This window comes from Pantoea sp. USMM079, from assembly GCF_037153115.1.
Taxonomy (GTDB): domain Bacteria; phylum Pseudomonadota; class Gammaproteobacteria; order Enterobacterales; family Enterobacteriaceae; genus Pantoea; species Pantoea communis.
Genome location: NZ_JBBCKX010000004.1, coordinates 42,104 through 60,769, shown reverse-complemented (window position 1 = coordinate 60,769; position 18,666 = coordinate 42,104). Strand labels below are relative to the sequence as shown.

At 52.7% G+C, this 18,666-nt stretch carries 18 protein-coding genes, 1 other RNA gene and 1 other annotated feature; of the genes, 16 read left to right on the top strand and 3 right to left on the bottom strand.

Annotated features, from left to right (window positions below):
* Positions 1–230: 230 nt before the first annotated feature.
* From thrS to WFP70_RS08380, 15 genes are all read left to right on the top strand, one after another.
* Positions 231–2,159: a threonine--tRNA ligase gene (thrS, locus tag WFP70_RS08450; protein WP_038647340.1), complete on the top strand. Its 1,929-nt coding sequence runs from the start codon at positions 231–233 to the stop codon at positions 2,157–2,159.
* 4 nt (positions 2,160–2,163) lie between these two features.
* A complete protein-coding gene (gene infC / locus WFP70_RS08445) occupies positions 2,164–2,715 on the top strand; it encodes a translation initiation factor IF-3 (protein ID WP_034821726.1) in 552 nt (183 codons plus the stop codon).
* A 99-nt stretch (positions 2,716–2,814) separates the two neighbouring features.
* Complete coding sequence (gene rpmI / locus WFP70_RS08440) at positions 2,815–3,012, top strand: 50S ribosomal protein L35 (protein ID WP_006118955.1); 198 nt, start codon at positions 2,815–2,817, stop codon at positions 3,010–3,012.
* Positions 3,013–3,094: 82 nt separating this feature from the next.
* The gene (gene rplT, locus WFP70_RS08435; RefSeq protein ID WP_007892678.1) at positions 3,095–3,451 is read left to right on the top strand and encodes a 50S ribosomal protein L20; all 357 of its coding nucleotides are present in this window, start codon (positions 3,095–3,097) and stop codon (positions 3,449–3,451) included.
* A 115-nt stretch (positions 3,452–3,566) separates the two neighbouring features.
* Positions 3,567–3,692, top strand: a sequence feature (Phe leader region).
* On the top strand, positions 3,572–3,616 hold the full coding sequence (gene pheM / locus WFP70_RS08430; protein WP_121626058.1) for a pheST operon leader peptide PheM: 45 nt from the start codon (positions 3,572–3,574) through the stop codon (positions 3,614–3,616). (Overlaps the previous feature by 45 nt.)
* 71 nt (positions 3,693–3,763) lie before the next feature.
* Positions 3,764–4,747 carry a phenylalanine--tRNA ligase subunit alpha gene (pheS, locus tag WFP70_RS08425; protein ID WP_034821723.1) on the top strand — a complete coding sequence of 328 codons (984 nt, stop codon included), beginning with the start codon at positions 3,764–3,766 and terminating at the stop codon, positions 4,745–4,747.
* A 14-nt stretch (positions 4,748–4,761) separates the two neighbouring features.
* The gene (gene pheT, locus WFP70_RS08420; RefSeq protein ID WP_337023266.1) at positions 4,762–7,149 is read left to right on the top strand and encodes a phenylalanine--tRNA ligase subunit beta; all 2,388 of its coding nucleotides are present in this window, start codon (positions 4,762–4,764) and stop codon (positions 7,147–7,149) included.
* 4 nt (positions 7,150–7,153) lie between these two features.
* Positions 7,154–7,456: an integration host factor subunit alpha gene (ihfA, locus tag WFP70_RS08415; RefSeq protein WP_007892687.1), complete on the top strand. Its 303-nt coding sequence runs from the start codon at positions 7,154–7,156 to the stop codon at positions 7,454–7,456.
* Positions 7,457–7,647: 191 nt separating this feature from the next.
* Positions 7,648–8,010 (top strand): DUF2502 domain-containing protein, encoded by a 363-nt coding sequence (locus WFP70_RS08410; RefSeq protein ID WP_182057725.1) that lies wholly within the window; start codon positions 7,648–7,650, stop codon positions 8,008–8,010.
* Between the two features lie 90 nt (positions 8,011–8,100).
* Entirely contained in the window at positions 8,101–9,084 is a 984-nt protein-coding gene (gene btuC / locus WFP70_RS08405; protein ID WP_337023267.1) for a vitamin B12 ABC transporter permease BtuC, read from the top strand.
* A 39-nt stretch (positions 9,085–9,123) separates the two neighbouring features.
* Positions 9,124–9,669 carry a glutathione peroxidase gene (locus WFP70_RS08400; RefSeq protein ID WP_034821708.1) on the top strand — a complete coding sequence of 182 codons (546 nt, stop codon included), beginning with the start codon at positions 9,124–9,126 and terminating at the stop codon, positions 9,667–9,669.
* The gene (gene btuD / locus WFP70_RS08395) at positions 9,670–10,416 is read left to right on the top strand and encodes a vitamin B12 ABC transporter ATP-binding protein BtuD (protein ID WP_337023268.1); all 747 of its coding nucleotides are present in this window, start codon (positions 9,670–9,672) and stop codon (positions 10,414–10,416) included.
* Between the two features lie 68 nt (positions 10,417–10,484).
* Positions 10,485–10,946, top strand: coding sequence for an NlpC/P60 family protein (locus WFP70_RS08390; RefSeq protein WP_097119267.1), 462 nt, complete (start codon positions 10,485–10,487; stop codon positions 10,944–10,946).
* 311 nt (positions 10,947–11,257) lie between these two features.
* Positions 11,258–12,001, top strand: a complete 744-nt coding sequence (locus WFP70_RS08385; RefSeq protein WP_097119291.1) for an EAL domain-containing protein — start codon at positions 11,258–11,260, stop codon at positions 11,999–12,001.
* A gap of 97 nt (positions 12,002–12,098) precedes the next feature.
* Positions 12,099–13,538 (top strand): protein adenylyltransferase SelO, encoded by a 1,440-nt coding sequence (locus WFP70_RS08380; RefSeq protein ID WP_097119268.1) that lies wholly within the window; start codon positions 12,099–12,101, stop codon positions 13,536–13,538.
* A gap of 5 nt (positions 13,539–13,543) precedes the next feature.
* On the opposite strand, the gene WFP70_RS08375 is transcribed toward WFP70_RS08380, so the two are convergent.
* Positions 13,544–14,590, bottom strand: a complete 1,047-nt coding sequence (locus WFP70_RS08375; RefSeq protein ID WP_337023269.1) for a 3-deoxy-7-phosphoheptulonate synthase — start codon at positions 14,588–14,590, stop codon at positions 13,544–13,546.
* A gap of 148 nt (positions 14,591–14,738) precedes the next feature.
* The gene (ppsR, locus tag WFP70_RS08370; RefSeq protein ID WP_058959746.1) at positions 14,739–15,566 is read right to left on the bottom strand and encodes a posphoenolpyruvate synthetase regulatory kinase/phosphorylase PpsR; all 828 of its coding nucleotides are present in this window, start codon (positions 15,564–15,566) and stop codon (positions 14,739–14,741) included.
* A gap of 450 nt (positions 15,567–16,016) precedes the next feature.
* Between ppsR and ppsA the strand changes: the two genes are divergently transcribed.
* Positions 16,017–18,404, top strand: a complete 2,388-nt coding sequence (gene ppsA / locus WFP70_RS08365) for a phosphoenolpyruvate synthase (protein ID WP_058959747.1) — start codon at positions 16,017–16,019, stop codon at positions 18,402–18,404.
* Positions 18,405–18,503: 99 nt separating this feature from the next.
* Here ppsA and rprA read toward each other — a convergent pair.
* Positions 18,504–18,611, bottom strand: an RNA gene (rprA, locus tag WFP70_RS08360) — antisense sRNA RprA.
* Between the last annotated feature and the right edge of the window lie 55 nt (positions 18,612–18,666).

Sequence of the window (18,666 nt, the reverse complement as noted above, 5' to 3'; positions counted from 1 at the left end):
AAAAACCGTTGCCGGTCAGCGCCGCGCAGCGGTTTTTTTTTATCTGTCGATGGCTTAGCGCATTTTTCGCGGGTTTAGATCGCGGCAGAAAGCTGCTATTATCTCCGGCGCTTTACATTCCTGGCGTCATTCCGACAACGTGGGTCTGACATTACGCCGGGTTACTCAAACAGAACTCAATGTTGCATGTAGGCTTTCGTGTGGCTTACCACTGCAATTAAGGATATGAAATGCCAGTAATTACTCTTCCTGATGGCAGCCAGCGCGTATTTGACCGTCCGGTCAGCGTGATGGACATCGCTCTGGATATTGGACCGGGCCTGGCGAAAGCCTGTATTGCCGGTCGTGTTAATGGCGAGCTGGTGGACGCGGTTGATCCGATCACCGAAGATGCTCAGGTGGCAATTATCACCGCCAAAGATGAAGCCGGTCTGGAAATTATTCGTCACTCTTGTGCGCACCTGTTAGGGCATGCGATTAAACAACTGTGGCCGAATACCAAAATGGCGATTGGTCCGGTGATCGATAACGGCTTCTATTATGACGTCGATTTGGATCACACCCTGACGCAGGAAGATCTTGAGCTGCTGGAAAAGCGTATGCACCAGCTGGCTGAGACTAATTACGATGTGGTGAAGAAGAAGGTGAGCTGGCAGGAAGCACGTGATGTGTTTGCTGAGCGTGGCGAAAGCTACAAAACCACCATTCTTGACGAAAACATCAGCCACGATGATCAACCTGGTTTGTATCATCATGAAGAATACATCGACATGTGCCGCGGTCCGCACGTGCCGAACATGCGTTTCTGCCATCACTTCAAACTGCAGAAAATCTCCGGTGCTTACTGGCGCGGCAACAGCGACAACAAAATGCTGCAGCGTATTTACGGTACAGCGTGGGGCGACAAGAAGCAGCTGGCTGCCTATCTGCAGCGTTTGGAAGAAGCGGCGAAGCGCGATCACCGTAAAATCGGTAAGCAGCTCGACCTGTACCATATGCAGGAAGAAGCGCCAGGTATGGTGTTCTGGCACAACGACGGTTGGACCATCTTCCGTGAACTGGAAGTGTTCGTCCGTACCAAGCTGAAAGAGTACGATTACCAGGAAGTGAAAGGTCCGTTTATGATGGACCGTGTGCTGTGGGAAAAAACCGGCCACTGGGAAAACTACAAAGAAGCGATGTTCACCACCTCTTCAGAGAACCGTGAATATTGCATCAAGCCAATGAACTGCCCTGGCCACGTTCAGATCTTTAATCAGGGTCTGAAATCCTACCGTGACCTGCCGCTGCGTATGGCGGAATTTGGTAGCTGCCACCGTAATGAGCCATCAGGCGCATTGCACGGCCTGATGCGCGTCCGTGGTTTTACCCAGGATGATGCGCACGTCTTCTGTACCGAAGATCAGGTTCGTGATGAAGTAAACAGCTGTATCCGCATGGTTTACGACATGTACAGCACCTTCGGTTTTGAAAAAATCGTGGTGAAACTGTCGACCCGTCCGGAGAAACGTATCGGTACCGATGAAATGTGGGACCGTGCGGAAGTGGATTTAGCAGAAGCGCTGAAGGAGAACGAAATTCCGTTCGAATATCAGCCAGGAGAAGGTGCCTTCTACGGCCCGAAAATTGAGTTTACCCTGTACGATTGCCTCGACCGCGCATGGCAGTGCGGCACCGTTCAGCTAGACTTCTCCCTGCCAAAACGTTTGGACGCCACTTATGTGGGCGAAAACAACGATCGTCAGACGCCGGTAATGATTCACCGTGCGATTCTCGGTTCAATGGAGCGCTTTATCGGCATCCTGACCGAAGAGTTCGCGGGCTTCTTCCCGAGCTGGCTGGCCCCCGTGCAGGCTGTGGTGATGAATATTACCGACAGTCAGGCAGAATATGTCAGTGAATTGACAAAGAAATTGCAGAAAGCTGGCATTCGTGTCAAAGCAGACTTGAGAAACGAGAAGATAGGCTTTAAAATCCGCGAGCACACATTACGTCGCGTCCCTTATATGCTGGTTTGCGGTGAGAAAGAGGTGGAAGCAGGCAAAGTTGCCGTGCGCACCCGCCGTGGTAAAGACCTCGGGAGCATGGACGTAGATGTGTTTGTTGAGAAGCTGCAACAAGAGATTCGCAGCCGACATCTTCACCAATTAGAGGAATAAGGTTATTAAAGGCGGAAAACGAGTACAACCGACGCGTCCGAACCGTATCAACGGCGAAATCCGTGCTACCGAAGTGCGCTTAACTGGCGTAGACGGCGAGCAACTTGGCATTGTGACATTGCGCGAAGCAATTGAGAAAGCCGAAGAAGCTGGCGTAGATTTAGTTGAAATCAGCCCGAACGCCGAACCGCCGGTTTGCCGTATTATGGATTACGGCAAGTTCCTTTATGAAAAGAGTAAATCTTCTAAGGAACAGAAGAAGAAGCAGAAAGTTATCCAGGTTAAGGAAATTAAATTCCGTCCTGGTACCGATGATGGCGACTATCAGGTCAAACTACGCAACCTGATTCGCTTTCTGGAAGAGGGCGATAAAGCCAAAATCACGCTGCGTTTCCGTGGTCGTGAAATGGCGCACCAGCAGATCGGTATGGAAGTGCTTAACCGCGTCCGTAAAGACCTGTGTGAAGATCTGGATCTGGCCATTGTCGAGTCCTTCCCGACTAAGATCGAAGGCCGCCAGATGATCATGGTGCTCGCACCGAAGAAGAAACAGTAGGCCTTCAAGTAATAATTCCTCGCAGCGTTCGCGCTGTGCGGAATCTTATTCGCCTGTCTGATTCATTTTATTAACAATGCGAAGTGGATATTTGTAAAAATGCCAAAGATTAAAACTGTCCGTGGCGCGGCTAAGCGCTTCAAGAAGACCGCTTCTGGCGGCTTCAAGCGTAAGCACGCGAACCTGCGTCATATTCTGACTAAGAAGTCTACCAAGCGTAAACGTCACCTGCGTCCGAAAGGCATGGTGTCTAAAGGCGATCTGGGTCTGGTTGTTGCCTGCCTGCCGTACGCATAAGTAAACTTTTTATAAATCTGCCTGAACACTTTGCGAACTGCAGGGAATAGGGCATCACAGAATATGATATAGGAGAGCTCACATGGCTCGCGTAAAACGTGGTGTAATTGCTCGCGCACGTCACAAGAAAATCTTAAAACAAGCTAAAGGCTACTACGGTGCACGTTCACGTGTTTACCGCGTTGCTTTCCAGGCTGTTATCAAAGCTGGTCAGTATGCTTACCGTGACCGTCGTCAACGTAAGCGTCAGTTCCGTCAGCTGTGGATCGCGCGTATCAACGCTGCGGCCCGTCAGAACGGTATCTCTTACAGCCGTTTCATCAATGGCCTGAAAAAAGCCTCTATTGAAATCGACCGTAAGATTCTGGCTGACATCGCTGTATTCGACAAAGTGACCTTCACGGCACTGGTCGAAAAAGCAAAATCAGCTCTGGCGTAAGTCAGATGAAAAAGGGAGCTTGCTCCCTTTTTTATTGCCTGCAACTCACGCAAAAGATTGACATTTTAACCGCTGGGCTTTTCAATAGTGCGGTTTCTATCAAGACAAGGTAACGCAAGCATGCACGCTGCTATTTTCCGTTTCTTTTTTTACTTTAGCGCCTGACAATCGGGGGCTTTTGCGCATAAGAAAAGAAACGAAAAATCGCGCTGAAAGCCTCCCTCGTGGAGGCTTTTTTGTTTCTGGCGACACTTAATCGGATCTCACGGTCCTTACAAGAACTGACCAGCCCGGCTGGAAGAAGAGGAAATCATGTCCCAACTCGCAGACCTGGTGGCCCGTGCCACGGCCGCTATCGACGAGGCGTCGGATATCGCCGCCCTGGACGCCGTGCGCGTCGAATTTCTGGGTAAGAAAGGGCATCTGACGCTGCAAATGACCACCCTGCGTGAACTGCCAGCGGAAGACCGTCCGGCAGCAGGTGCGGTGATTAACGAAGCGAAGCAGCAGGTGCAGGATCGTCTTAACGCACGTAAAGACACCCTGGAAAGCGCTGAGCTGAATGCGCGCCTCGCGGCAGAGACCATTGATGTCTCGCTGCCTGGTCGTCGCGTTGAGAACGGTGGTTTGCACCCGGTGACCCGCACCATCGACCGTATCGAAAACTTCTTCGGCGAGTTGGGCTTTGCGGTGGTCACTGGCCCGGAAATCGAAGATGACTATCATAACTTCGACGCACTCAACATTCCTGGCCACCATCCGGCGCGTGCTGACCACGATACCTTCTGGTTCGATGCCACCCGTCTGCTGCGCACCCAGACGTCTGGCGTGCAGATCCGCACCATGAAAAACCAGCAGCCGCCGATCCGCATCATCGCGCCAGGTCGTGTGTATCGTAACGACTACGATCAAACGCACACCCCAATGTTCCATCAGATGGAAGGCCTGATTGTTGATAAAGACATCAGCTTCACCAACCTGAAAGGCACGCTGCACGATTTCCTGAACAACTTCTTTGAAGAAGACCTGCAGATTCGCTTCCGTCCTTCTTACTTCCCGTTCACCGAACCGTCTGCGGAAGTGGATGTGATGGGTAAAAATGGCAAGTGGCTGGAAGTGCTGGGCTGCGGCATGGTGCATCCAAATGTGTTGCGCAATGTGGGCATCGACCCGGAAGTCTACTCTGGCTTCGCTTTCGGCATGGGAATGGAGCGTCTGACCATGCTGCGTTACGGCGTGAACGATCTGCGCGCCTTCTTCGAAAATGATTTACGTTTCCTCAAACAATTTAAATAAGGGCAGGTTATCCAATGAAATTCAGTGAACTCTGGTTACGCGAATGGGTAAATCCAGCCCTGGACAGCGCTGCGCTGTCTGAGCAAATCACCATGGCCGGCCTGGAAGTGGACGGCGTGGATCCGGTCGCCGGTGCGTTCCATGGCGTGGTCGTGGGTGAAGTGGTGGAGTGCGGCCAGCATCCGAATGCAGACAAACTGCGCGTGACCAAAATCAACGTGGGCGGCGAGCGCCTGCTGGATATCGTCTGTGGCGCGCCAAACTGCCGCCAGGGCTTGAAAGTCGCCGTGGCGACCGTCGGCGCTGTACTGCCAGGCGACTTCAAAATCAAAGCCGCGAAACTGCGCGGTGAGCCTTCAGAAGGCATGCTGTGCTCGTTCTCTGAGCTGGGTATTTCCGACGATCACAGTGGCATTATTGAATTGCCTGCTGATGCGCCTATTGGCACTGACATCCGCAGCTACCTGCAGCTGGATGACAACACCATCGAAATCAGCGTGACGCCAAACCGTGCCGATTGCCTCGGTATTATCGGTATCGCGCGCGATGTGGCGGTAGTCAACGGTTTGCCGCTCACCGAGCCAACGATTGAGCCGGTTAAAGCGACCATTACTGATACATTCCCGATTCGCGTAGATGCCACCGATGCTTGCCCACGTTATCTGGGCCGCGTAGTAAAAGGCATCAATGTGAAAGCGGCAACGCCACTGTGGATGCGTGAAAAACTGCGTCGCTGCGGCATCCGTTCTATCGACCCGGTGGTGGATATCACCAACTACGTTCTGCTGGAACTCGGTCAGCCGATGCACGCCTTTGACCTCGATCGCATTGACGGCGGCATCGTGGTGCGCATGGCGGAAGAGGGTGAAGTCCTGACCTTACTGGATGGCACAGAAGCGAAACTCAGCAGCGACACGCTGGTGATTGCTGACCATCAGAAAGCGCTGGCGATGGGCGGCATTTTTGGTGGTGAGCACTCTGGTGTGAACGAAGAAACCCAAAATGTGCTGTTCGAGTGTGCTTTCTTTGAACCGCTGGCGATCACCGGCCGTGCTCGTCGTCAGGGCCTGCATACCGACGCGTCGCATCGTTACGAGCGTGGTGTTGATCCGGCCCTGCAATTTAAAGCCATTGAACGCGCCACCCAGCTGCTGCTGGACATTTGTGGCGGCGAAGCGGGTCCGGTTATCGATCAAACTGACGCCAGCAAGCTGCCTGAGCGCGCCACCATTACTCTGCGTCGCGAAAAGCTGGACCGCCTGATTGGCCACGTGATCGGCGATGAGCAGGTCACCGATATCCTGACGCGTCTCGGTTGCGAAGTGACCGTGGGCAATGGCGAGTGGACAGCCGTTGCACCAAGCTGGCGTTTCGATATGGCGATTGAAGAAGATCTGGTTGAAGAAGTGGCCCGCGTATACGGCTACAACAACATTCCAGACGTGCCGGTGAAAGCCAACCTGATTATGACGAAGCATCGCGAAGCGGATCTGTCGCTGAAGCGTGCGCGTAACCTGCTCGTCGATAAAGGCTATCAGGAAGCGATTACCTACAGCTTCGTTGATCCGAAAGTGCAGCAGCTGCTGCATCCGGGTGAAGAAGCGCTGATCCTGCCAAGCCCGATTTCCAGCGATATGTCAGCAATGCGCTTGTCACTGTGGACCGGTCTGCTTGGTGCGGTGGTGTATAACCAGAACCGTCAGCAAGGCCGTGTGCGCCTGTTTGAGAGCGGTTTGCGCTTTGTTCCTGATACGCAGGCCGATCTCGGTATCCGCCAGGATCTTATGCTGGCGGGCGTTCTGAGCGGTAATCGCTATGAAGAGCATTGGGATCTGGCGCGTCAGACAGTTGACTTCTATGATTTAAAAGGCGATTTAGAATCGTTACTGGATTTGACCGGTAAACTCGATGAGATTTCTTTCCGTGCAGAAGCCAATCCGGCGCTGCATACGGGACAGAGCGCGGCAATTTATTTACGCGGCGAACGAATCGGATTTATCGGAGTGGTTCATCCGGAGTTGGAACGTAAGCTGGATCTCAACGGCCGCACCTTAGTGTTTGAACTGCTTTGGAATAAGGTCGCAGACCGCGTCCTGCCTGACGCGCGCGAGATTTCACGCTTCCCGGCGAACCGTCGTGATATCGCTGTGGTAGTGGCTGAAAACGTGCCCGCAGCAGATATCATCGCGGAGTGTAAGAAAGTTGGCGTAAATCAGGTAGTTGGCGTAAACTTGTTTGACGTGTACCGTGGTAAGGGCGTGAACGAGGGCGAAAAGAGCCTCGCGATTAGCCTGATTTTGCAGGATACCAGCCGGACACTCGAAGAAGAGGAGATTGCCGCGACCGTTGCCAAATGCGTTGCGGCATTAAAAGAGCGATTCCAGGCAACCTTGAGGGATTGAACCTATGGCGCTTACAAAAGCTGAAATGTCAGAGTACCTGTTTGAAAAACTCGGGTTGAGCAAACGCGATGCCAAAGAGTTGGTTGAGCTCTTCTTTGAAGAAGTTCGCCGCGCGTTAGAAAACGGAGAACAGGTTAAACTGTCCGGATTTGGTAATTTTGATCTGCGTGACAAAAACCAACGTCCGGGCCGTAACCCGAAGACGGGGGAAGATATTCCTATCACTGCCCGCCGAGTGGTGACCTTCCGTCCGGGACAGAAGTTGAAAAGTCGCGTTGAGAACGCGACACCGAAGGACGCTGACTAATTTCAGTATGACAAAAAGGCCGCTTAGCGGCCTTTTTTATTGGCTGTAAAATAGGCGTTCTGCGCAATCTTTCCATAATGTCAGGATTTCGTAAGTATCCGGAAAATAGGATGAAAATCGGCACTGGCTGATAGTGACTGCGGCAATCCATTTGTTATAACAGCGCCATCACATAACAAGGGATATTGCTGATGAAAAAGACAGCACTTTTACTGGGCATCCTGTTAGGCATGCCGCTGCTGGCTAGCGCCAATGTTTCCGTTAACATCAACACACCGGGTGTTTCTATTCATATCGGTGATCAAGATAAACGTGGCTACTACTGGGATGGCTACGACTGGCGTGCGCCAACCTGGTGGAAACAGCACCACAATCAACGCATCGGCACCAAAGGCCCGCACGGTTACTGGAACGGTAACGGCTGGCAGCCACAGCACCCGGGCAATGCGCCGCACCACGATAACAAACCGCAGCCGCGCGACCAGCATCATGACTCGCGTGATAGCCACGACAAGCGTGATAATCACGGTCAACCGATCCCGCCTCATCAGTAAGCGTTGCTCAGCGGCACCCACTCGGTGCCGCTTTCTTTTTGCCACAATCCCACTACAATCAAATCTCTGTTTTCTCTGCCAATCTTATCTATGACTCTGTTGGACCAGCTTGCCCGTCAGGCCGATCGTCGTAGCCAGCGCTGGCTGATGCTGCTCGGTGCCATTCTGCTGCTGCTGTTTATTCTCAGCCTGTGCGCCGGAGACATCTGGATATCGCCAACCCAATGGTTTTCCTCTAACGGTGAACTCTTCGTCTGGCAGTTGCGCTTACCGCGGACGCTGGCGGTGCTGCTGGTGGGCGCTGCGCTGGCGGTGTGTGGTGTGGTGATGCAGGCGCTGTTCAACAATCCGCTGGCAGAACCCGGCCTGCTTGGCGTATCCAATGGCGCGGGCATTGGGTTAGTGTTGGGTGTCATGCTGGGCAATGGCTCATTATGGAGCCTGACGCTGGCGGCGATGGCGGGCGCATTATTGATCACGCTGATCCTGCTGCACTTTGCCCATCGTCAGCTTTCAGTCAGCCGCTTATTGCTCACGGGGGTCGCGCTCGGCATTATCTGTAGCGCAGTGATGACATGGGCCGTGTACTTTAGCACCAGCCTCGATCTACGGCAGTTAATGTACTGGATGATGGGCGGCTTTGGCGGTATTGACTGGCGCTATGGCTGGATGATGCTGGCGCTGTTGCCGGTCACTCTGCTGCTGACAGCCACCGCTCGGACGCTGAATTTACTTTCACTGGGGGAAACCTCGGCGCGTCAGCTAGGCCTGCCGTTATTGTTGTGGCGTAACCTGTTAGTGTTGGCGATGGGCTGGCTGGTTGGCGCCAGCGTGGCGATGGCCGGTGCCATCGGGTTTGTCGGATTGGTCATCCCTCATCTGTTACGCTTAAGCGGTTTTAGCGATCACCGATACCTGCTGCCCGCCTCGGCGCTGGCAGGGGCTGCGGTGCTCCTCGGGGCAGATATTATCGCCCGACTGGTGCTGACGTCGGCAGAGTTGCCGATTGGCGTGGTCACCGCCACCCTCGGCGCACCGCTGTTTATCGTGCTATTAGTGAAATCTTCGCGCTAGCAATGGCTGGCATCTTGGTCTCAACAACAGGAATCGACAATGAGCATTTATCAGACAGAACTGGTTACCCTGGACGGCGAAAAAACGACGCTGGCACAGTATCAGGACAACGTACTGCTGGTGGTCAACGTGGCGTCAAAATGTGGGCTGACGGCGCAGTATGAGCAGCTTGAGTCACTGCAGAAAGCCTGGCAGGACAAAAACTTTAGCGTGCTGGGTTTCCCCTGCAACCAGTTTCTGGAGCAGGAGCCGGGCAGCAACGAAGAGATCAAAACCTTCTGCAGCACCACTTATGGTGTGACTTTCCCGATGTTCGATAAAACCGATGTGAACGGTGCCAATCGTCATCCGCTGTATGCGCAGTTAACGGCGGCACAGCCTGAAGCCGAACGTCCTGAAGGCAGCGGTTTCCTCGAGCGTATGGTGAGCAAAGGACGTGCACCAAAAGCCGAGGGCGACATTTTGTGGAACTTCGAAAAATTCCTCATCAACAAACAGGGTAAGGTGATTGCGCGTTTCTCTCCGGATATGACGCCTGATGATCCGATCATCCTGAAACGCGTTGAGCAGGCGCTGGCAGAGTAAATGTTGTTGCAGTGTCAGGGAGTCAGCGTCGCGGGACGTCTGGCTCCGGTTGATCTCAGCGTCAATGCAGGTGAATGGATACATTTGGTGGGCCCGAATGGCGCGGGAAAAAGTACTTTACTCTGTGCGCTGTCGGGATTATTGCCGGCTCAAGGCGTGATTCAGCTTGCAGGAAAGTCGTTGAGCCGCTTAAGCGGGGCCGCGCTGGCTCAATGGCGTGCCTGGTTACCGCAGCAACAGACCGCATTAGGGACCATGCCCGTCTGGCACTATCTGCGTCTGCATTTCTCTTCGGCGTCGCCGCAGGTAGATGTCACACTCAATGATGTGCTGACGCAACTCAGCATACACGACAAATTAACCCGTCAACTGACGCAGCTCTCTGGTGGCGAATGGCAGCGTGTGCGGCTGGCGGCAGTAGTGATGCAAATCCATCCGGCGATCAATCCTCACGGCAAGCTTTTAATTCTGGATGAGCCGATGACGGCATTGGATGTCGCGCAGCAGCGAGCCGTGGATAAATTGCTGCTCCAGCTGTGCCACGCCGGTATTGCGGTGATTGCCAGCGGCCATGATCTTAACCACAGTCTGCGCCATGCCGACCGCGTAGGATTGATGCATCAGGGGGAAGTGGTGATGCAGGGGAGTGCGCGGGACGTCTTAACCGCCGCCAATCTCTCTCCGTTGTACCAAACCGAGTTTCAACAATTAGATACACCGCAAGGCCCTCTGCTGTTTATTCCCTGAATAACATTGCCTGTTAAGCAGATTTGCCGCTAAAGTGTCATCCGGGCGACGGATTTAGGGACATTCTGATGCGAATAACGGTATTTCTTCTGATGCTGCTGCTGGTTGGGTGTAGTAGCCATCACGCGCCGCCGCCGAATGGCCGCCTTTCTGATTCCATCACCGTGATTGCTCAACTCAACGATCAGTTAGGTCGCTGGCGTGGCACGCCTTATCGCTACGGCGGGTTAAGTCGAGGCGGTGTGGATTGCTCTGGTTTTGTTTATCTGACCTTCCGCGATAAATTCGATATGCAACTGCCGCGTTCTACCGTTGACCAGACGGATATTGGCACTCGCATTGATAAACGAGATTTACTGCCCGGTGATCTGGTCTTCTTCAAAACGGGCAGCGGAGAGAATGGCCTGCATGTGGGTATTTATGATACCGATAACACCTTTATCCACGCTTCGACCAGCCAGGGCGTGATTCGCTCTTCACTGGATAATGTCTATTGGCGCAAGGTATTTTGGCAGGCACGTCGTATCTGAATGATTACCATACCAGTGCTGAATGACCTATTCTCTTCATGGTTTTTCAGCCGGTTTATTATTGAATTCCCCTCAAATTTAACTCTCATTTAAAATGGCACTTTACCTGTGCTCGCATAAATACTAAAAATAAGACTGAATTTATTTAATGAGTATGGACAACCACCTCGGCTATTTGGCTTAAGTTTTATTTATGGCTTAAAACGGTTTAATCAGGCACAAAATTGCGTCTCTTCTAACGTTTGGTCCTATTGCCTGACCGTTTTCATTGATATACGATGCGCCAATTGCCACTGCTTCTGGCTGCTAAAATGAAAGTCCATTTATCTGCCGACTATCAGTCGGAAACCTGGTTCTATCCAGTTTATACACTGGCGGGCCAGCTGACTGCGGTCGAGCTGGTGACGCAATTCGTCCACGACAGCGCACCTATTACGCTGCCGCAGGATTTGCTGTTGCCGCAATTAGACGATGCGCAGCAATTACGGTTAATGCAGAGCCAGCTTTCTTTACTGGAAAAGTACCGTGACTTTTTTGAGCTACATCAAATTACCGCTTTGGTTCGTATTGATGATTCGATGGCGTTAACGCTGCTTGAAAGTGAATTTCTGTTAAGGAAATTTAAACAACTTCCTTTTATTATTCTCGATATTAGCGAAACGTTTCCGCAATTAGCGCGCGGAAAAGCGCAGCCACTTCTGGCAACATTACAGCAGGAATTCCGTTTATCACTTTCCCAATTTGGTGCGGGTAAAGCACCTGCAACCGCAGTTTACGATAATCTCTTTAGTGTACTGAAACTGGATAAAACCTTTATACAAGGCCTGGCTAAACGTGCATCTTTTACACCATTTATCCAAACGGTCATCGATAATTTCTCAGATTATGCCGATCAGCTCATAATATGTGGTGTTGACGATAACCTCATGCTGGAGAAAGTCAGCACGCTGAGCGGAGCTCAACTGCAAGGCAATTTGTTCCCGGTTGTCAAAGCGGAACGGTTAGGTGATCTTATTTATCCTGATGTGACTTCGCACACCCCTTCACAGCAGTAGTCCTTTCAACTGTCATCCGCTGACGCCCAGCGTTACACTGAACCCTATTCTTTAAACTCACTGTTGGTGCTTTTTGTGTGCACCTTCTGGAGTGGTGATGCAATTTATTAATAGCTGGCAGCAAGAGCTGCCGGGATGCTATACGGCGCTGATGCCAACGCCGTTGGAAGGCGGGCGCCTGTTCTATCATAACGCGCCGCTGGCGGCAGAAATGGAACTGGATGCCGGGCTCTTCACTGGGCAGGGGCACGGCGTCTGGAGTGGTCGTGAGCTATTGCCAGGTATGGCCCCGCTGGCGCAGGTTTACAGCGGACATCAATTTGGTGTGTGGGCCGGCCAACTGGGCGATGGGCGGGGCATTCTGCTGGGTGAACAGCAACTGACGAACGGACGTAAACTCGACTGGCATTTGAAAGGGGCGGGATTGACACCCTATTCGCGTATGGGTGATGGCCGGGCGGTGATTCGTTCCAGCGTGCGTGAGTTCCTGGCTTCGGAAGCGTTGCACCATTTGGGGATTCCCACCACTCGCGCGCTGGCTCTGGCGATTGGCGATGAGCCAGTGCTGCGTGAAACGCAGGAACGCGGGGCAATGCTGATGCGCATCGCTGAGAGTCATCTGCGTTTTGGTCACTTTGAACATTTTTACTATGGCGGCGAGCAGGATAAGGTCCGGCAACTGGCAGATTACGCCATTCATCATCACTGGCCAGAATTAAGCGATGACGCTGACCGCTATGTGCTGTGGTTTACCGATATCGTGAAACGCACTGCCAGCCTGATCGCCCACTGGCAGAGCGTAGGCTTTGCGCATGGCGTGATGAACACCGACAACATGTCGATCCTCGGACTGACGCTGGATTATGGTCCCTATGGCTTCCTTGATGATTACCAACCCGGATTCATCTGCAATCACAGCGATTATCAGGGGCGTTATTCCTTTGAGAATCAGCCGATGATTGGTTTGTGGAACCTCAATCGTCTGGCGCATGCATTGTCAGGGTTGATGAGCACGGATCAGTTAAAACAGGCGCTCAGCCATTATGAAACGGAACTTATGCGGGTCTGGGGTGAGAAGATGCGCGCTAAACTGGGCCTTCTGACCGCTGATGCCAATGACAACGCGATTCTGACGCAACTGCTGTCGCTGATGACACAAGAGCGAAGCGATTACACGTTGACCTTTCGCTTACTGAGTGAGACGCAGCAGCATCAACAGCGTTCGCCGCTGCGTGATGAATTTATCGACCGCGAGGCGTTTGACCACTGGTACGACGGCTATCGTCAACGTCTGCTGCAGGATGAGGCATCAGATGAACAACGCCAGCAGGTCATGAAGGCGGCCAACCCAGCGCTGGTGTTGCGCAATTATCTGGCACAGCAGGTGATTGAAGAAGTCGAGCAGGGTGAGAAGGCGGCGCTGGAGCGGCTCCATCTGGCTTTACAACAGCCATTTGATGATGCGGCCGTCAGCGCAGAGTTACGCCAACGGCCGCCAGAGTGGGGCAAAACGCTGGAGGTGAGTTGCTCCAGCTAAGGTGATTAAAAACGGCTGTCGACCGCGGCAGCCAGTTTCTCCAGCACTTCGGCGCTATCTTCCCAGCTCAGGCAGGGATCGGTAATGGACTGACCGTAGTTTAACGGCTCGCCGCTCACCACTTTCTGATTACCTTCCTGCAGGAAACTCTCAATCATCACACCCGCCACCGCACGTGATCCCGCACGAATTTGTGCTGCCACATCATCCGCAACATCGCGCTGGCGACGATGCTGTTTCAGGCAGTTACCATGACTGAAGTCGATGATCAGCTGTTCCGGCAAATTGAAATCACGCAGATTTGCGGCCGCGGCCGCGACATCTTCGGCGTGGTAGTTAGGTTGACGACCACCGCGCAGAATCACATGACCATGCGGATTGCCGCTGGTCTGGTAAATCGTCATCTGACCGTGTTTATCCGGAGACAGGAACATATGGCTGACGCGTGACGCGCGAATGGCATCCACCGCGATTTGTACATTGCCGTCCGTACCATTTTTAAAACCAACGGGGCACGACAGTGCCGAAGCCATTTCACGGTGGATCTGACTCTCCGTGGTGCGTGCACCAATCGCGCCCCAGCTGATCAGGTCGGCAATAAACTGGCCGATCACCATATCAAGGAACTCGGTGGCGGTCGGCATACCAGTGGCGTTGATATCCAGCAACAGTTTACGAGCAATGGCGATGCCGCGATTGACGTCGAAACTGCCATCCAGATCCGGATCTGAGATCAATCCTTTCCAGCCGACCACCGTGCGCGGTTTTTCGAAGTAAGCGCGCATCACGATTTCCAGACGATCCTGGTAACGTTCGCGTAACACGTTGAGGCGTTCGGCATAGTCCAGCGCGGCTTTAGGGTCGTGTAGCGAGCACGGGCCGATAATCACCAACAGGCGTGGATCTTCACCGGTCAAAATGCGTGCAATACGCTGGCGCGCAGCGGTGACGGTGGCCGCCACCTCCGGTGAAATGGGGTGTTCTAGCGCAAGCACAGCGGGCGTTAGCAGGCTGCCGATGCGCGCGGTACGCAGTTCATCAGTCTTGTTCATTGAGATTCTCAAAATCTGTTCTTCGCAACGGTGAAATACCGGGAAGTGATGGTGGTCACAATAAACCAATAGGCCGCGAATTCAACCCGCTAAAAAGAAAGGTGAGCGAAACAAGACGGAAGCCAGGCTTTACGGCCTGGCGTACAGATCAATACATGCTGCGGCGCAGACCCATAATGTCGAGGATTTTGGTGGCAATCTCCTCTACCGAATAGTTGGTACTGTTAAGGTAACGAATCTGATGCGTGCGGAAGAGCGCTTCCACTTCCCCCACTTCCAGGCGGCACTGGCGCATCGAGGCATAACGGGTATTCTCTGCACGCTCCTGCCGAATCGCCGCCAGACGTTCAGGATCGATGGTTAATCCAAATAGCTTATGTTGATGGGCGCGTAACGCCGGCGGCAATTTCAGGTTATCCATGTCATCGGCGATAAAGGGATAGTTTGCCGCACGGACACCAAACTGCATCGCCAGATAGAGGCTGGTGGGTGTTTTGCCACAGCGAGAGACGCCGAGCAAAATGACCTGTGCATCCTCCAGACCACGCAGTGAGATACCATCATCGTGCGCAAGCGTGTAATCAATCGCGGCAATACGCGCATCATATTTGCCGAGATTGCTCGCCGTCAGACCATGGGTTCGGTGCGCCACTGGCATTGAAGATACGCCAAGCTCACTTTGCAGCGGACCCACCAATGCCTGCACGATGTCCTGGCAAAAGCCTTCGCTTTCCAGAATGATTTCGCGCACATCCGGGGTGACGATGGAAAAGAACACAATCGGACGTACGCCGCTTTGCTGATACAGCGCGTTAATCTGCGCCTTCACCGCCTGAGCTCGCTGAACATTCTCAACAAAGGGCAGGGTCACGCTATTGATGTTCACAGGGAATTGCGACAGCACGGCATGCCCCAATACCTCCGCGGTAATGGCGGTACCGTCTGAAATGTAGAACACACTGCGCTCAGTGCTCATAGGCGAAATCCCCTCTTATTTACTTTTGCGTAACAATGTCATTGCCGATGTTTCATTTTAATTAAAAATAAAATGAAATATCCATATCCTGAGTGCTTTCTGCTGGAATTTGATTTGTGTGATGAACAATATTAGATGAAATGCTGTTTTGAAAACGGCTATTTCCCCGCAATTTTTATCACAAGGTAAAAATAAAGTCTGAATCTGTTGCGCAACAAAAAGCAATGGCTAACCCTCTGAAAAGGGGAAAAATATCGTTGCGGCCATGTTTCAGCATTAAATAAGCCCGTTGCGCAACTTTGATGCCAGCGGGAACTAGTCCGAATTTGCGTTTCTTTTTCTGCTTTAACGATTCAACACTTAGTCTTTATTTATTGATTGTGCCAGGCTGTTTTGGCGAATAGCAAAATGTTCCATGTGCTCCAATCATTTAAATGAAGGATAATCTCAATGTCCAATCAAGACCAACAGTCGCTAGTGCTCTGGTACAACCAGCTTGGCATGCATGATGTTGATCGGGTGGGGGGCAAGAATGCTTCCCTGGGAGAAATGATTACTAACTTGTCGTCACTGGGCGTCTCCGTGCCCAACGGTTATGCCACGACATCTTACGCCTTTAATCTGTTTCTCGATCAAAGCGGACTGAACCAGCGCATTTATGATTTGCTGGACAAAACGGATATTGATGATGTTGAAGAGCTGGCTAAGGCCGGTAAACAAATTCGTCAATGGGTCGTGGACACGCCATTCCTGCCTGAGCTGGAAGAAGCGATTCGTACTGCCTATGAGCAACTCTCTTCTGATGATGCCGACGCTTCCTTTGCGGTGCGCTCATCCGCCACCGCTGAGGACATGCCCGATGCCTCGTTCGCGGGGCAACAGGAGACCTTCCTTAACGTGCAGGGCTTTGATGCGGTGCTGGTGGCCGTGAAGCACGTGTACGCTTCTTTATTTAACGATCGTGCGATCTCTTACCGCGTGCACCAGGGCTACGACCATCGTGGCGTTGCCCTGTCAGCGGGTATTCAGCGCATGGTGCGATCCGATCTCGCGTCTTCTGGCGTGATGTTTACCATTGATACCGAATCCGGTTTCGACCAGGTGGTCTTTATCACCTCGGCGTTCGGTCTTGGTGAGATGGTGGTGCAAGGTGCGGTGAACCCGGATGAATTCTACGTGCACAAACCCACACTGGCAGCCAATCGCCCGGCCATCGTGCGTCGCACTATGGGTTCCAAAAAGATCCGCATGGTGTATGCCGATTCTCAGGAGCACGGTGAGCAGGTGCGCATTGAAGATGTCGATCAGGAGCAGCGTGACCGCTTTAGCCTGACCGATGACGAAGTGCAGGATCTGGCGCGCCAGGCGGTGTTGATTGAGCAGCACTACAAGCGCCCAATGGATATCGAGTGGGCGAAAGATGGTCACACCGGCAAATTGTTCATTGTGCAGGCGCGTCCGGAAACCGTGCGCTCTAACGGTCAGGTGATGGAGCGCTATAACCTGCAAGGGAAAGGCAAGGTGCTGGTCGAAGGCCGTGCCATCGGCCATCGCATTGGCGCGGGTGAAGTGAAAGTGATTCATGACATCAGCGAAATGCATCGCATCGAGAAAGGTGACGTGCTGGTCACCGACATGACCGACCCGGATTGGGAACCGATCATGAAGAAGGCCTCCGCGATTGTGACCAACCGTGGTGGCCGTACCTGCCATGCGGCGATCATCGCACGTGAGCTGGGCATTCCTGCCGTCGTTGGCTGTGGCGATGCCACCGATTACCTGAAAGATGGACATAAGGTGACCGTTTCCTGTGCTGAAGGCGACACCGGTTATGTGTATCAGGATCTGCTGGACTTTGAAGTGACCAGTTCGCAAGTGGATACTATGCCGGACCTGCCACTGAAAATCATGATGAACGTCGGTAACCCGGATCGCGCCTTTGACTTCGCCTGTTTGCCAAATGAAGGTGTTGGTCTGGCGCGTCTGGAGTTCATCATCAACCGTATGATCGGTGTGCACCCGAAAGCGCTGCTGGAGTTTGACCAGCAGACGCCAGAATTGCAGCAGCAGATTCGTCAAATGATGAAGGGCTTCGATGATCCGGTTGAGTTTTACATTGCGCGTCTGACCGAAGGCATCGCCACCCTGGGCGCGGCCTTTGCGCCGAAGCGCGTCATTGTGCGCCTCTCAGACTTCAAATCGAACGAATACGCCAATCTAGTGGGCGGCGAGCGTTACGAGCCAGAAGAAGAGAACCCGATGCTGGGCTTCCGTGGTGCGGGCCGCTACGTGGCGGACAGCTTCCGCGACTGCTTCGCGCTGGAGTGTGAAGCCGTGAAACGTGTGCGTAATGAAATGGGTCTGACTAACGTCGAGATTATGATTCCATTTGTGCGCACTGTTGACCAGGCGGCGGCCGTGGTGGAAGAACTGGGCAAGCAAGGTCTGAAGCGCGGTGAGAACGGCTTGAAGGTAATCATGATGTGTGAAATCCCATCAAACGCCTTGCTGGCTGAACAGTTCCTGCAGTATTTCGACGGCTTCTCTATCGGTTCGAACGACATGACACAGCTGGCGTTGGGTCTGGACCGCGATTCTGGCGTGGTGTCTGCACTGTTTGATGAGCGCAACGAAGCGGTGAAGGCGCTGCTGTCGATGTCGATTCAGGCCGCCAAGAAACAAGGCAAATATGTTGGAATTTGTGGCCAGGGTCCTTCAGATCATGAAGACTTCGCTGCGTGGTTGATGGAGCAGGGTATTGATAGCCTGTCATTGAACCCAGATACCGTGGTGCAAACCTGGTTAAATCTGGCGGAATTGGATGCTGCTAAGCAGTAATCAGACATCAATTAGGGCGCGTTCGGGGTAAATCTGAAGCGTCCCTGATGAAATCATTAAGGCCAGCGCTGCTGGCCTTTTTTTTATCCATAAAAAATACAAAAAAAAAGCCCATCACAGGGGATGGGCAAAGACTACACACAGCAATTCTTCACTTTACTCAGGGGAAAAAGGTTGTTTAAAAATCAGTGGTTTGATCTCAAACATAGGATTCATGTTATTCATCAGGCTTGCTGGCGTCTTTAAGAATCCTCTTATTAGT

Bases quoted from the DNA above. Each gene is read 5' to 3' on its own strand.
- thrS (WP_038647340.1), top strand. From the start codon at position 231: ATGCCAGTAATTACTCTTCCTGATGGCAGCCAGCGCGTATTTGACCGT.
- rpmI (WP_006118955.1), top strand. From the start codon at position 2,815: ATGCCAAAGATTAAAACTGTCCGTGGCGCGGCTAAGCGCTTCAAGAAG.
- rplT (WP_007892678.1), top strand. From the start codon at position 3,095: ATGGCTCGCGTAAAACGTGGTGTAATTGCTCGCGCACGTCACAAGAAA.
- pheS (WP_034821723.1), top strand. From the start codon at position 3,764: ATGTCCCAACTCGCAGACCTGGTGGCCCGTGCCACGGCCGCTATCGAC.
- pheT (WP_337023266.1), top strand. From the start codon at position 4,762: ATGAAATTCAGTGAACTCTGGTTACGCGAATGGGTAAATCCAGCCCTG.
- ihfA (WP_007892687.1), top strand. From the start codon at position 7,154: ATGGCGCTTACAAAAGCTGAAATGTCAGAGTACCTGTTTGAAAAACTC.
- WFP70_RS08410 (WP_182057725.1), top strand. From the start codon at position 7,648: ATGAAAAAGACAGCACTTTTACTGGGCATCCTGTTAGGCATGCCGCTG.
- btuC (WP_337023267.1), top strand. From the start codon at position 8,101: ATGACTCTGTTGGACCAGCTTGCCCGTCAGGCCGATCGTCGTAGCCAG.
- WFP70_RS08400 (WP_034821708.1), top strand. From the start codon at position 9,124: ATGAGCATTTATCAGACAGAACTGGTTACCCTGGACGGCGAAAAAACG.
- btuD (WP_337023268.1), top strand. From the start codon at position 9,670: ATGTTGTTGCAGTGTCAGGGAGTCAGCGTCGCGGGACGTCTGGCTCCG.
- WFP70_RS08390 (WP_097119267.1), top strand. From the start codon at position 10,485: ATGCGAATAACGGTATTTCTTCTGATGCTGCTGCTGGTTGGGTGTAGT.
- WFP70_RS08385 (WP_097119291.1), top strand. From the start codon at position 11,258: ATGAAAGTCCATTTATCTGCCGACTATCAGTCGGAAACCTGGTTCTAT.
- WFP70_RS08380 (WP_097119268.1), top strand. From the start codon at position 12,099: ATGCAATTTATTAATAGCTGGCAGCAAGAGCTGCCGGGATGCTATACG.
- WFP70_RS08375 (WP_337023269.1), bottom strand. From the start codon at position 14,590: ATGAACAAGACTGATGAACTGCGTACCGCGCGCATCGGCAGCCTGCTA.
- ppsR (WP_058959746.1), bottom strand. From the start codon at position 15,566: ATGAGCACTGAGCGCAGTGTGTTCTACATTTCAGACGGTACCGCCATT.
- ppsA (WP_058959747.1), top strand. From the start codon at position 16,017: ATGTCCAATCAAGACCAACAGTCGCTAGTGCTCTGGTACAACCAGCTT.